Origin of the sequence: Streptomyces sp. NPDC060031 (genome assembly GCF_042736805.1) — a bacterium.
Taxonomy (GTDB): Bacteria; Actinomycetota; Actinomycetes; order Streptomycetales; family Streptomycetaceae; genus Streptomyces.
In genome coordinates this window covers 78,443-90,579 of record NZ_JBHWVM010000014.1, presented here as the reverse complement: position 1 = coordinate 90,579, position 12,137 = coordinate 78,443, and the positions used below count along the sequence as shown (strand labels likewise).

Genomic DNA, 12,137 nt, shown 5'->3' with positions numbered 1-12,137 from the left:
CGGGGCACGAAACGGCGAGCACGGCAGCCGTTCCACCCCCCAACCTCCGGCCGGGGGGACCTCCAACCGGCACGCCTACGACCAGTGGGAGAGTCACGGTGTATTTCGCCGCACTGCTCGCGCGCACCGAAGACGGGTGGGAAGCGAGCGACATGGAACTCGACGATGTCGAGTCTCTGAGTGATCTGATCGATCTCGCCCGCGCCGCCGCTGTCGACGACGACACGGTGGTCGCCCTCATCGAACAGGAGGACGCCTGGTTCGGCGTCGTCCGCGTGGACGGCGAGGAGGACCCGCGGTACTTCGTCTCCAACGCCTCCGCGGCCTCCCGCAGCTCCTACGGCTCGATGCTGACCGACGAACTGCTGGGCAGCGACGAGGAGGACGACGAACTCGACGAACTGGACCTCGACGGCACCGAGGACGGCGAGGCCGACCCCATCGCCTCGTTCACCGACGACGAAGACGACGCCGAGGACGAGGAGGTCGCGGCCGGCGCCGAGCCGGTGCCGGCCGGTCCGCTCGGCGACCCCCGGCTCCTCGACGACCTCGGAGTGAGCCACAAGCAACTGATGACCCTGGACGGGGAGGCGCTCTCGGAGATCGTCGATTCGCTCGGCGCCACCGAGGTCCTGGAGGCCGTCCGCTAGTGACCGACACGCAGCACCCCGATCCCGTACGGGACCCGTGGCGGGACTCCATGCGCCTGGCGCTCCAGGAGGCCGCCCGGGCGGCGGCGGCCGGCGACGTGCCGGTCGGCGCCGTCGTGCTCGGCCCGGCAGGGGAACTCCTCTCCACCGGGTACAACGAACGGGAGGCGACCGGCGACCCCACGGCGCACGCCGAGGTACTGGCGTTGCGCCGGGCGGCCGCCAAGCTCGGGGAATGGCGGCTTCCGGGGTGCACCCTCGTGGTGACCCTGGAGCCGTGCGTGATGTGCGCGGGCGCGCTCGTGCAGTCGCGGGTGGCCCGGGTCGTCTTCGGCGCGGGCGACGAGAAGGCGGGCGCGGCCGGGTCGCTGTGGGACCTCGTACGCGACCGCCGGCTCAACCACCGTCCCGAGGTGATCCGCGGCGTCCTCGAGCAGGAGTGCGCGCGCCAGCTGACGGACTTCTTCCGCGACCTCTGAGGCCGCCGGCACCTTCGCCCGGATACGGATTTCAGCGCAGGGCGGTCCTTGGGCTAAGCTCTCTCTCGGTAGCGTGTCCGAGCGGCCGAAGGAGCACGCCTCGAAAGCGTGTGATGGTGCAAGCTATCCGTGGGTTCAAATCCCACCGCTACCGCTCTGAACCGAGAGCCCCGCCCCGCAAGGGTCGGGGCTCTCGGCGTTCCCGCACGTCTGCCCTTCGGGGGCCCTCCAGGGGACACGCGCGTGACCGGCCGCCTCCTCGGCCGTTGTCACGGCATGACCAAGACCCAGCGCATGCTCGCCGCCATCGCCCTCGCGGGGGCCGCCGCGGGCCTCGCCGCACCGGCCGCCTCGGCCGCGCCGATCTCCCCGCTCACCCTTCCGGACCTGCCGTCGGCGCCGGGAACGCCCGCGGGCGCCCAGCCGGCCTCCGTCCAGGAGATCGGCGGACAGCTCAGCGGCGGCCTCAACCAGCTCAACCAGCTGATGGAACTGCCGAACCAGTTGGCCCCCGTGATCGCACCCGTACAGCCCCTCACCGACCTGGCCGGCGGCATCGGATAGCCGAACCTCTGACGGGATCTTCCACGGGCCCGACAGGACCCGGAACACGCCGAAGGCCCCGACCAGGGGGTCGGGACCTTCGACGGTGGGGACGGGGGAAGTGGCATCGGGGGGACAAGCCACTTCCCCCGATGGGAACAAAACCTGCCAGTCCGAGCCGCAGTCAGGGGGGGAAGCTTGCGGCTCGGACCCCGCAGTGAGGTCCTGTCCCTCACCCACCGATTTCCTGCCAGAACCGGTGGGCGCACCACCAATCCTGCGCCTCCCCGGACCGCGCACGCACCGGCAAAGGACCCGGAGCGCCGGGTCATTGGTCCTTAAAGGACAGGTGAAGGTTCAAACATGACCGGTTAGACTCACCCGACTTTGCAGGACCGGTTGGGGAGGCCGACGCCGCACGTGGACACCAAGAAGATCATCACGGGCGCCCTCGTCGTGTTCGTTCTCTTCGTCATCATCACTCAACCCGTCAAAGCCGCCGATATGGTGCAAATAGGCTTCCAAGGTATTTCGGATGCCGCCAACGGCATCGGCGAGTTCATGACCGAACTGGTGCGCTGACCCGTACGCTGAAGCGGTTTCCGGACTCTCCGGCCCCCCACTCCGACGGGTGGGGGGCTTTTGCATTCCCACCCCCAGGGCGCGATACCCCGATATGCCCAACTTGCCCTCAACACGGCGATATACGGTGCTTGCACACAGTGCACATCTCTTGTGATGCTATGACCGCTTTTGACGGATGGGTTGACGACTTGAAGGGGTGGCGTGACAGTGCCGGCCAGTACTGCACCTCAGGTGCCACCCCAGCAGGACACCCAGCAGGACCCGCCACAGGAGAACCACGCCCCTCACGGTCCCCACGACTCCCAGGTGCCGCCCCAGCAGGACCTCCGCCAGGGGCCCGCCCAAGCGCCTGCCCAAGCTCCCGCCCAGGAGACCACCCCGGAGACCACCCCGGAGGTCGCCGCGGAGACTGTCGCAGCGCCCGCCCCGGAGCCCGCCGAAGGCCCCCCGGTCGCCCCGAGACCGCCGAGCCGGGGCGCGGACACCCGGGCCCTCACCCAGGTCCTGTTCGGGCAGCTGAAGAACCTGGAGCCGGGCACCAGCGAGCACACCCGGGTGCGCGGGGCCCTCATCGAGGCGAACCTCCCGCTCGTGCGGTACGCGGCCGCCCGCTTCCGCAGCCGCAACGAGCCGATGGAGGACGTGGTCCAGGTCGGCACCATCGGCCTGATCAACGCCATCGACCGCTTCGATCCCGAGCGCGGCGTGCAGTTCCCGACCTTCGCGATGCCCACCGTGGTCGGCGAGATCAAACGATACTTCCGCGACAACGTCCGCACCGTTCACGTCCCGCGCCGCCTCCACGAGCTGTGGGTTCAGGTCAACGCGGCCACCGAGGACCTCACCACCCTCCACGGGCGCACCCCGACCACCCCGGAGATCGCCGAACGCCTGCGGATCACCGAGGACGAGGTCCTCTCGTGCATCGAGGCCGGCCGGAGCTACCACGCAACCTCGCTCGAGGCCGCCCAGGAGGGCGACGGGCTCCCCGGCCTGCTGGACCGCCTCGGGTACGAGGACCCCGAGCTCGCCGGGGTCGAGCACCGCGACCTCGTACGGCACCTCCTCGTACAACTGCCCGAGCGCGAACAGCGGATCCTGCTCCTGCGGTACTACAACAACCTGACCCAGTCGCAGATCAGCGCCGAACTCGGTGTCTCGCAGATGCACGTCTCCCGGCTGCTGGCCCGCAGCTTCGCCCGGTTGAGATCCGCAAACAGGATCGAGGCGTAACCGGAACGAGTGGAGATCATTCATACGTTTCCCGACAGAACGGGCTGAACCCCTTCTGACCTGTTCTGTCGCCTGTTCTGTCGCTGGAGATATATGTCGACTTGGCGCTACAGCGTGTTGCCGACATGTGACATTCTGCTGGAACCGCGTTTGCCGCAGCCCCGCCTCCGGTATTCAGGTGGAGGCTGCGTTCCTCCGACGGGCGCGCCGTACGCGACCGTCCGCGACCTCAAGGGGGTGGCATGTCCGTAGACCAGGGCAGCTCCAAGGTGCTCACGCTCGTCAAGAGCGCGACGCCGGCAGCACGGCCAGCGTCTGACCGCTCGGAAGCCATCGACACCCGCACCCTCTCCCGCTCCCTCTTCCAGCGCCTCGCGGCCCTGGACGCGGACAGCCCCGACCGGGTGTACGTACGCGACACCCTGATCGAGCTGAACCTGCCCCTCGTGCGGTACGCCGCGGCCCGCTTCCGCAGCCGCAACGAGCCGATGGAGGACATCGTCCAGGTCGGCACCATCGGCCTGATCAAGGCCATCGACCGGTTCGACTGCGAACGCGGCGTGGAGTTCCCGACGTTCGCGATGCCCACGGTCGTGGGTGAGATCAAACGGTTCTTCCGGGACACCTCCTGGTCCGTCCGCGTCCCGCGGCGCCTCCAGGAGCTGCGCCTCGCCCTCACCAAGGCCAGTGACGAGCTCGCCCAGAAGCTGGACCGCTCGCCGACCGTGCCGGAGCTCGCCGCCGTGCTCGGGGTCTCCGAGGAGGACGTCGTCGACGGCCTCGCCGTGGGCAACGCCTACACCGCCTCCTCGCTCGACTCGCCCTCCCCCGAGGACGAGGGCGGCGAGGGCTCGCTCGCGGACCGCCTCGGGTACGAGGACACCGCGCTCGAAGGGGTCGAGTACCGCGAATCCCTGAAGCCGCTGCTGGCCAAACTCCCGCCCCGGGAACGGCAGATCATCATGCTCCGGTTCTTCGCGAACATGACGCAGTCGCAGATCGGCGAGGAGGTCGGCATCTCCCAGATGCACGTCTCCCGGCTGCTCACCCGCACGCTCGCGCAGCTCCGCGTGGGCCTGATCGGCGAGTAACCGCGCACTGAGGCTTCTCAATTGACGGCCCGTCAGTAAAACTGCCGGAATGCGAAAGGCATCCCGGGCGGCCGCCCTCCTGACCCTGTGCGCCACGGCTGCCGCCGCCCTGAGCGGCTGCGGCGGTCCGCCGCCGGACGGCTACGTGGCCGTGGGCGCCGCGGCCGCGGGGCCCGAGCGGGGTCCGGGGGAGAATGTCGCCCCGCAGGGCCGGGTCGAGTTCCAGCCGCTCGGCGCCTCGCCCGCGACGGGCGGATCCAGCGTTTCCAGCAGTACGTCGGCCACGACTCCGCAGTCCCGGCCCACCGGCGGCTCCGCCCAGGGCGGAGCCACGTCCACCACCCCCGGCGGCTCCGCGGACCGCCCCGGCACCGCCCCCGGGGCCGGGCCGACCACCACCGCGCCCGGCACCCCCGGCGCGCCGACGAGCCCCGGCGGACAGACGGGCCCGTCCACCCGGCCCGGCACCACGCCCCCGGCCACTCCCGCGAAGCTGTCGCTGAGCACGCCGACGCGCGCTCCGGCGGCCGACCGCTGGTGCGAGCGGGTGACGGTGTCGTTCACCAACACCGGCAGCACGGCGGCGCGTTCCGGAACCGTCAGCTTCGCGACGCACATCATCGGCGCCCTCGGGGTCGACTGGGCCACCATCACGACGGCCCAGCCCCTGCCCGGCCCGATCGCGGGCGGCGCCACCAGGGCGCAGACCTACGCGGTGTGCGTGGAGTCCTGGCGCGTCCCGCTCGGCATGCACGTGGAGACCCGGAAGGTCACGGCCACCTGGAGCTGAGCCCGGGGGCCGGGCCCCGGACCCTTGGGCGCAACCGCCCCGGCGGCCGAGCCCCGAGCACCGGCCGAGCCCCGAGCACCGGCCGAGCCCCGGCCCGGCGTCAGCCGAGCGCCAGCCAGGCCGCGGCGCCGGCGACGATCACCAGGGCGATCGCCACCCCCAGCCACATGCCCGTCTTCGAGCCGGACTTCCGCTGTCCGCGCTGCTGCATCCGGGACCCGGGCACCGTCGGCACTGCCGGGGCCTCGGGCTCCTCGACGAACGCCCGGAACATCTGAGTGCTGCCCGCGGGGTCGTAGTCACCCTCGGGGGCCTGTGAGTTGTGGTTCGCAGCCATGCGCAGGACCCTAGCCGGTTTTCCGATTCCTTTACCGCCCCACCCCCCGATTCATTTGCCTGTAACAACCATCCGCTTATATGGTTGCCCCAAGCAACAAGCTGAGGGGAGGGGCCGCCGGTGCCCGCGCACACCACGACGACGGCCACCCGCTACGCGGAACTGGCCCGCCAGCTCACCGGGATCGGCTCGGTCAACCGTGACCTGGCCCGCATCCTGCCCCCCGACTGCCCGTCCGGCGCGGCCGTGGTCCTGACCCTGCTCGACCGCCACGGCGAGATGCGCCTCAGCCGCCTGACCGCGTTCATGGCCGTCGACATCTCGGTGACCAGCCGCCACGTCGCCCACGTGGCCGAGCGCGGCTGGATCGTCCGCGAGACCGACCCCGGCGACGGCCGCTGCCGCATCCTGCGGCTCACCCCGGCCGGCCGGGCGCTCCTCGCCGACCTCGGCGACCGCTACAACGGCGCGCTGGAAAAGGCGCTGGCCGACTGGTCCGCGCAGGACATCGACGTACTCACCACCCTGCTGGCCCGACTCCGATCGAGCTTCTAGACAAAGGAAACACATGGCTACGAACACACCGACCGGTGTGCGGGGAGGCGCCCGGCCGGAGACCACGTCCGACGGCACTGCCATGACCCACGCCCAGATCATGAAGGCACTGTCCGGGCTGATGCTCGGCATGTTCGTGGCGATCCTGTCGTCCACGATCGTCTCCAACGCCCTGCCCCAGATCATCGGCGACCTCGGCGGCACCCAGTCCTCGTACACCTGGGTGGTCACGGCGGCCCTCCTCTCGATGACGGCGGCGACCCCGCTGTGGGGCAAGCTGTCCGACCTCTTCAGCAAGAAGCTGCTGGTCCAGATATCCCTGGTGATCTACGTCCTCGGCTCGGTGGTCGCGGGCATGTCCCAGAACACCGGCATGCTCATCGCCTGCCGCGTGGTCCAGGGCATCGGCGTCGGCGGCCTGTCCGCCCTCGCCCAGATCGTGATGGCCGCGATGATCTCCCCGCGCGAGCGCGGCCGGTACAGCGGCTACCTCGGCGCGGTCTTCGCCGTCGCCACCGTCGGCGGCCCGCTGCTCGGCGGCGTCATCACCGACACCGAGTGGCTCGGCTGGCGCTGGTGCTTCTACGTCGGCGTGCCCTTCGCGATCATCGCGCTGATCGTGCTCCAGCGGACCCTGCACCTCCCAGTGGTGCGGCGTGACGTCAAGGTCGACTGGCTGGGCGCCTTCCTGATCAGCGGCGCCGTGTCGCTGCTGCTGATCTGGGTCACACAGGCCGGCGACTCGTACGACTGGATCTCCTGGACCTCGCTGGCGATGACCGGCGGCGCCGTCGCGCTCGGACTGCTCTTCGTCTACGTCGAGTCCCGCGCGAGCGACCCGATCATCCCGCTGCGGCTGTTCCGCAACAAGACCATCAGCCTCGCCTCGGCGGCCTCGCTGTTCGTCGGCATCGCGATGTTCTCGGGCACGGTGTTTTTCAGCCAGTTCTTCCAGTTGGCCCGGGGCGAGTCCCCGACGATGTCCGGAATCCTCACGATTCCGATGATCGGCGGCCTCTTCGTCTCCTCCACCGTTTCCGGTCAGGTGATCACCAAGACCGGCAAGTGGAAGGCCTGGCTCGTCTCCGGCGGAGTGCTCCTGACCGCCGGCCTGGGGCTCCTGGGCACCCTGCGCTACGACACCCCGTACTGGCACATCGCGATCTACATGGTGCTGACCGGCCTCGGTCTCGGCATGATGATGCAGAACCTCGTCCTCGCCACCCAGAACCAGGTGGCCCCCGAGGACCTGGGCGCGGCCAGCTCGGTCGTCACCTTCTTCCGCTCGCTCGGCGGCGCGGTGGGCGTCTCGGCGCTCGGTGCGGTCATGGCCAACCGGGTCACGCACTACGTCCAGGACGGGCTGGCCGCGCTCGGCCCGAAGGCGGCGGCGATGGGGCACGGCGGCACCGCCGGGGGCGGGATCCCCGACCTCGACAAGCTGCCCGCGCCGTTCCGCACGGTCATCGAGTCCGCGTACGGGCACGGTGTCGGCGACGTCTTCCTGTACGCCGCTCCGACCGCGCTGCTCGCGCTGGTGCTGGTGGTGTTCATCAAGGAGGTCGCGCTGAAGTCGAACCCGGCGGCCCACGCGCCGACGGCCTCGGGTTCGGCCTCGGGTTCGGGTTCGGGTTCGGGTTCGGCCTCGCAGTCGGCTTCGGCCGAGTCGCCCGCGGCTGCTCAGGCCTGACCGCGGGCGGCCTTCGCCTCGATGCCCGCGATCAGGACGTCGAGCGCGAGGCCGAAGTCCCCTTCGGGCGCCCGCCGGACCGTGCCCCCGCAGCCGTGCAGGAACTGCGAGACGGCCAAGTGGGCGCCGGTCCGGGCGGCGTCCGCCAGGCCGGTGGCGTCCAGCAGCCGCTGCAGGGCGGCGTCGAAGGCCCGCGCGTGCGGGCCGATGTTCGGGTACGCGGCGGTGAGCGGAGCCACCCACGGGTGCTTCGCCACCAGTCCGCGGTAGCCACGGGCCAGCGCCCGCAGCCGGCCGGGCCAGCCCCTCTCGGGTGCCCCGGCCGTCAGGGTGAGCTCGCCCAGGGCCCGGTCCAGGGCGAGTTCCAGCAGGTCGTGCTTGGTGTCCACGTACCAGTACAGGGACATCGCGGTCACCCCGAGCCCGGCGGCGAGGCGCCGCATCGAGAAGCGGGCCAGCCCCTCGGCGTCGAGCAGCCGCACGGTGGCGGCGGTGATCCGCTCCCGGTCGAGCCCGGACGGGGCCTCGCTCCGGCGTCTGGCCGGTGCGGCGGGCCTGGCGGTCAGCCACACGCTGGTCCGGGTCTTGCCGGAATCGGCCACGGTCACCATGAGGCACCCTCCTCACGCCAGGTGGATCAGCCCGGAATGCCCGGTCCGCCCTCTTGATGCTAGGGGGTGCCCCTTGGATTGTGGCCGGATCAGAGCCGGATCAGAGCCGGATCAGGACGTTCCGGCCACCGGAGCCGTCAGGTCGTAGAAGGTGGCTCCGCCGATCGTGGTCGCCTTGTAGGTGGCCTTGACCCAGGTCTCGATCGCGCTGCTGGTGCCCCCGCCGGGGCCGCCGACGCGGATCATCCCCGCAGGCTCTCCGCCCTGGCCGCCGCCCTGGCCCGCGCCCTCCGCGCCGCTCTGGCCGAGGAACCAGTGGATCTTCCCCGCCTTCACGTACGCCTGGAACTGCGCCAGGGTCGGGGAGGGGTCGCTGCCGTTGAAGCCGCCGATCGGCATCACGGGCGCGCCCGACGCGAGCTGGTAGCTCGCCGCGTTCTGCGAGCCGACGGCGGCCGCCGCCCAGGTGTACTTGTCCGCGTCGGCGCGCAGTGCGGCCGTGGCCTCGGCGCTCGCCTTCGTACCGCCCAGCAGGCCGCCGGGACCGCCGCCCCCCGGACCGCCGACCCGCTCGGAACCGCCTGCGCCCTGGCCGCCTTGGCCGTTCGGCCCGCCGGTGCCGCCCCGGGGCGCACCCTGCGGCGGGGTCATGCCCCCGCCGGGGCCGTTCTGCCGGGCACCGCCGGGACCGCCGGTACCACCCGGGACTCCCTGGGGCTGTTCGCCGCGGAGGAAGAAGCGCATCCCCGCCCCGCCCGGGCCGCCCCGGCCACCCGCCACCGCCGGTCCGGCGGTCACGATGGATCCGGCGTGCCCGGTGCTCACGGTGGTCAGGCAGTACGCGAACGGGCCCGCCAGCGCGGCCGCCAGCCCCAGCCCGGCCACGATCGGCACCATCCGGCGCCCGGCCCGGACCGCGAACGGCAGCGCGGCCGCGCCGAGCACTCCGGCCACCAGGACCGCCCAGCGCAGCCACGGGAGATAGCCCGTGGCGCGGCCGAGCAGGACGTAGGACCAGACGGCCGTCAGGACGAGGGTGCCGGACAGCGTGAGCGCGGCGGTCCGGCCGCCGCGCTCCTCCCACAGGACGGCGATGCCCATGCCGACGAGCGCGGCCACGAAGGGCGCCAGGGCCACGGTGTAGTACTCGTGGAAGATGCCCTGCATGTAGCTGAAGACGAGCCAGGTGATCAGCAGCGAGCCGCCCCAGGCCAGGAAGGCCGCGCGGGCCATGCTCTCCAGGGAGTCGGTGGCCCGCCGGGCCCGCCACGTGACGACCAGCCCGGCGACGAGCAGGACCAGTGCCGCCGGCATCAGCCAGGAGATCTGGCCGCCGATATTGGCCGAGAACAACCGATCGATGCCGGTCTCTCCCCAACCGCCGCCGCCGCCACCGCCACCGCCACCGCCGCCACCGCGGCTTCCGCCGCCGACGCTGCCGGTCTCGTTGCCGTTGATCCGGCCGAGCCCGTTGTAGCCGAGGGTCAGTTCCAGGAAGGAGTTGGTCTGCGAACCGCCGATGTACGGGCGCGAGTCCGCGGGCCAGAGTTCCACGATGGCCACCCACCATCCACCGGCGACCACCATGGCGAGCCCGGAGAGCAGTAGCTGTCCGAGCCGCCTGCGCAGCCGGGTCGGCGCGCAGACGGCGTACAGGAGGGCGAGCGGCGGCAGGATGACGAAGGCCTGGAGGGTCTTGGTCAGGAAGGCGAAGCCGACCGCGACACCGGCCCAGACGAGCCACCGGGTGTGCGCGCCGTCGAGGGCCCGCAGCACGCAGTACACGGTGACGGTCATCAGCAGGGTCAGCAGCGCGTCGGGGTTGTTGAAGCGGAACATCAGCGCGGCCACGGGTGTGAGCGCGAAGGCGGCGCCACTGATCAGCCCGGCCGCCGGTCCGAACTGGCGGCGGACGGCCGCGTAGAGCACCGCGGTGGTGCCGACGCCCATCAGGGCCTGCGGGACGAGGATCTGCCAGGCGCCGAGCCCGAACAGCCGGACCGACAGCATCATCGGCCACAGGGCGGCCGGGGGCTTGTCGACCGTGATGGAGTTCCCGGCGTCGGAGGAGCCGAAGAAGAAGGCCTTCCAGCTCTCACTGCCGGCCTGGACGGCGGCGGAGTAGAAGGAGTTGGCGTAGCCGGAGGCGCCCAGGTCCCACAGCAGCAGGACGGCAGTGGCGAACAGGAGCCCGGCGAGCGCCGGGCGTTCCCAACGCGGACGCGCGGGGGCGGCCTGCGCCGCGACCGGCGGTGCGGGCGGGAAGAGCGGCAGTGCTGCCGTGGTCATCGGATGTCGTCCTTCACGTAGGTGCCGCGCCGCTCGGGGAAGACCCAGGCGCGGAAGAGCAGGAAGCGCAGCACGGTGGCGGCGAGGTTGGCGGTGATCAGGACGGCCAGTTCGGTGCCGTGGGCCGGCCGGTCGGAGGCGGCCCCCAGCGCGGCGAGCGAACCGCTCGTCAGCACCAGCCCGATGGCGAACACCACGAGCCCTTGGGCCTGGTGGCGCACGGCCCGGTCCCGGCCCCGCACGCCGAAGGTGAGCCGGCGGTTGGCAGCCGTGTTGGCCACCGCGGAGAGCAGCAGGGCGGCAGCGTTGGCGAGCTGTGACCCGGCCGCCCCGCGGAAGACGGTGTACAGCAGCAGGTAGAGCAGGGTGGAGAGCACTCCGACGGCGCAGAAGCCGAGGAGCTGGCGGGCCAGCCCCCGCGGCACCCCGGGCAGCGCGGTGCGGTCGCGCGGGTCGTCGCCGAAGGGGCGGGCGAGCCGGTCGAGCGGGAGCGCCCCGACGGCCAGTGCCCGGCCCACCCGCCAGACCCCCTTGAGGTCCTCGGCGGCGGTACGCGCGATGTGGACGGTGGAGTCGGGGTCGTCCACCCAGTCGACCGGCACCTCGTGGATCCGCAGCCCGGCGCGCTCGGCGAGCACCAGCAGCTCGGTGTCGAAGAACCAGCCGGAGTCCTCCACGAGCGGCAGCAACCGCTCGGCCACGTCGCGCCGGATGGCCTTGAACCCGCACTGCGCGTCGCTGAACCGGGCGGAGAGGGAGGAGCGCAGCAGCAGGTTGTAGGCGCGGGAGATGAACTCCCGCTTCGCTCCGCGGACCACACGGGAGGAGCGGGCGAGCCGGGTGCCGATGGCGAGGTCTGAGTGGCCGGAGATCAGCGGGGCGACCAGCGGCAGCAGGGCGTTGAGGTCAGTGGACAGGTCCACGTCCATGTACGCGAGAACCGGCGCGTCCGAGCGGGCCCACACGGTGCGCAGGGCGCGCCCGCGGCCCTTCTCCTCCAGCCGGGTGCTGCGTACCCCGACGACGGCGGCGGCGAGCCCGGCGGCGACCTCGGGGGTGCGGTCGGTGCTCGCGTTGTCGGCGATGGTGATGCGGAAGGGGTACGGGAAGGTGTGGGTGAGGTGGTCGTGCAGCCGACGCACGCACGGGCCGAGGTCCTTCTCCTCGTTGAAGACCGGGATCACCACATCGAGGACCGGTTCGCCGGGCGCGGGCGCGAGGTGCGCCCGCGCCGGAAGGGCGCCGGAAGAGGTGTCGGTTGTCATGCTCCGACCCTCGCCGGGC

At 71.7% G+C, this 12,137-nt stretch carries 13 protein-coding genes and 1 tRNA gene; 10 read left to right on the top strand and 4 right to left on the bottom strand.

Features of this window, described 5'->3' with window-relative positions:
- The first annotated feature begins 98 nt into the window (after positions 1–98).
- The 8 genes from ACFWB8_RS09170 to ACFWB8_RS09135 all read left to right on the top strand — a co-directional run bounded on the left by ACFWB8_RS09170 (position 99) and on the right by ACFWB8_RS09135 (position 5,371).
- Complete coding sequence (locus ACFWB8_RS09170) at positions 99–650, top strand: hypothetical protein (protein ID WP_385223845.1); 552 nt, start codon at positions 99–101, stop codon at positions 648–650.
- A gap of 50 nt (positions 651–700) precedes the next feature.
- Complete coding sequence (gene tadA / locus ACFWB8_RS09165) at positions 701–1,129, top strand: tRNA adenosine(34) deaminase TadA (protein ID WP_385223869.1); 429 nt, start codon at positions 701–703, stop codon at positions 1,127–1,129.
- A 67-nt stretch (positions 1,130–1,196) separates the two neighbouring features.
- Positions 1,197–1,283 (top strand) — tRNA-Ser (locus ACFWB8_RS09160).
- Between the two features lie 89 nt (positions 1,284–1,372).
- Entirely contained in the window at positions 1,373–1,693 is a 321-nt protein-coding gene (locus tag ACFWB8_RS09155) for a hypothetical protein (protein WP_385223844.1), read from the top strand.
- 399 nt (positions 1,694–2,092) lie between these two features.
- On the top strand, positions 2,093–2,254 hold the full coding sequence (locus ACFWB8_RS09150; RefSeq protein ID WP_365924412.1) for a hypothetical protein: 162 nt from the start codon (positions 2,093–2,095) through the stop codon (positions 2,252–2,254).
- A gap of 210 nt (positions 2,255–2,464) precedes the next feature.
- A complete protein-coding gene (locus ACFWB8_RS09145) occupies positions 2,465–3,490 on the top strand; it encodes an RNA polymerase sigma factor SigF (protein ID WP_385223843.1) in 1,026 nt (341 codons plus the stop codon).
- A gap of 242 nt (positions 3,491–3,732) precedes the next feature.
- The gene (locus ACFWB8_RS09140) at positions 3,733–4,581 is read left to right on the top strand and encodes an RNA polymerase sigma factor SigF (RefSeq protein WP_385223842.1); all 849 of its coding nucleotides are present in this window, start codon (positions 3,733–3,735) and stop codon (positions 4,579–4,581) included.
- A gap of 49 nt (positions 4,582–4,630) precedes the next feature.
- Positions 4,631–5,371 carry a hypothetical protein gene (locus ACFWB8_RS09135; protein WP_385223841.1) on the top strand — a complete coding sequence of 247 codons (741 nt, stop codon included), beginning with the start codon at positions 4,631–4,633 and terminating at the stop codon, positions 5,369–5,371.
- A 100-nt stretch (positions 5,372–5,471) separates the two neighbouring features.
- Here ACFWB8_RS09135 and ACFWB8_RS09130 read toward each other — a convergent pair whose 3' ends face one another.
- Positions 5,472–5,708 carry a hypothetical protein gene (locus ACFWB8_RS09130; RefSeq protein ID WP_385223840.1) on the bottom strand — a complete coding sequence of 79 codons (237 nt, stop codon included), beginning with the start codon at positions 5,706–5,708 and terminating at the stop codon, positions 5,472–5,474.
- A gap of 120 nt (positions 5,709–5,828) precedes the next feature.
- Between ACFWB8_RS09130 and ACFWB8_RS09125 the strand changes: the two genes are divergently transcribed.
- Both ACFWB8_RS09125 and ACFWB8_RS09120 read left to right on the top strand, forming a co-directional pair.
- Positions 5,829–6,263 (top strand): MarR family winged helix-turn-helix transcriptional regulator, encoded by a 435-nt coding sequence (locus tag ACFWB8_RS09125; RefSeq protein WP_385223839.1) that lies wholly within the window; start codon positions 5,829–5,831, stop codon positions 6,261–6,263.
- Positions 6,264–6,276: 13 nt separating this feature from the next.
- Positions 6,277–7,953 (top strand): MDR family MFS transporter, encoded by a 1,677-nt coding sequence (locus tag ACFWB8_RS09120; protein ID WP_385223838.1) that lies wholly within the window; start codon positions 6,277–6,279, stop codon positions 7,951–7,953.
- Here ACFWB8_RS09120 and ACFWB8_RS09115 read toward each other — a convergent pair.
- The 3 genes from ACFWB8_RS09115 to ACFWB8_RS09105 form a co-directional block, all read right to left on the bottom strand.
- Positions 7,944–8,564: a TetR/AcrR family transcriptional regulator gene (locus ACFWB8_RS09115; protein WP_385223837.1), complete on the bottom strand. Its 621-nt coding sequence runs from the start codon at positions 8,562–8,564 to the stop codon at positions 7,944–7,946. The two genes, ACFWB8_RS09120 and ACFWB8_RS09115, sit on opposite strands and share 10 nt — an antisense overlap.
- Positions 8,565–8,675: 111 nt before the next feature.
- A complete protein-coding gene (locus ACFWB8_RS09110) occupies positions 8,676–10,853 on the bottom strand; it encodes an ArnT family glycosyltransferase (protein WP_385223836.1) in 2,178 nt (725 codons plus the stop codon).
- Positions 10,850–12,118: a glycosyltransferase gene (locus tag ACFWB8_RS09105; RefSeq protein ID WP_385223835.1), complete on the bottom strand. Its 1,269-nt coding sequence runs from the start codon at positions 12,116–12,118 to the stop codon at positions 10,850–10,852. The genes ACFWB8_RS09110 and ACFWB8_RS09105 overlap by 4 nt, the downstream gene beginning before the upstream one ends.
- Between the last annotated feature and the right edge of the window lie 19 nt (positions 12,119–12,137).

What these genes read in the sequence shown, in the direction of transcription:
- tadA (WP_385223869.1), top strand. Translation starts at nt 701, where the DNA reads ATGCGCCTGGCGCTCCAGGAGGCCGCCCGGGCGGCGGCGGCCGGCGAC.
- ACFWB8_RS09105 (WP_385223835.1), bottom strand. Translation starts at nt 12,118, where the DNA reads ATGACAACCGACACCTCTTCCGGCGCCCTTCCGGCGCGGGCGCACCTC.
- ACFWB8_RS09115 (WP_385223837.1), bottom strand. Translation starts at nt 8,564, where the DNA reads ATGGTGACCGTGGCCGATTCCGGCAAGACCCGGACCAGCGTGTGGCTG.
- ACFWB8_RS09110 (WP_385223836.1), bottom strand. Translation starts at nt 10,853, where the DNA reads ATGACCACGGCAGCACTGCCGCTCTTCCCGCCCGCACCGCCGGTCGCG.
- ACFWB8_RS09140 (WP_385223842.1), top strand. Translation starts at nt 3,733, where the DNA reads ATGTCCGTAGACCAGGGCAGCTCCAAGGTGCTCACGCTCGTCAAGAGC.
- ACFWB8_RS09130 (WP_385223840.1), bottom strand. Translation starts at nt 5,708, where the DNA reads ATGGCTGCGAACCACAACTCACAGGCCCCCGAGGGTGACTACGACCCC.
- ACFWB8_RS09135 (WP_385223841.1), top strand. Translation starts at nt 4,631, where the DNA reads ATGCGAAAGGCATCCCGGGCGGCCGCCCTCCTGACCCTGTGCGCCACG.
- ACFWB8_RS09120 (WP_385223838.1), top strand. Translation starts at nt 6,277, where the DNA reads ATGGCTACGAACACACCGACCGGTGTGCGGGGAGGCGCCCGGCCGGAG.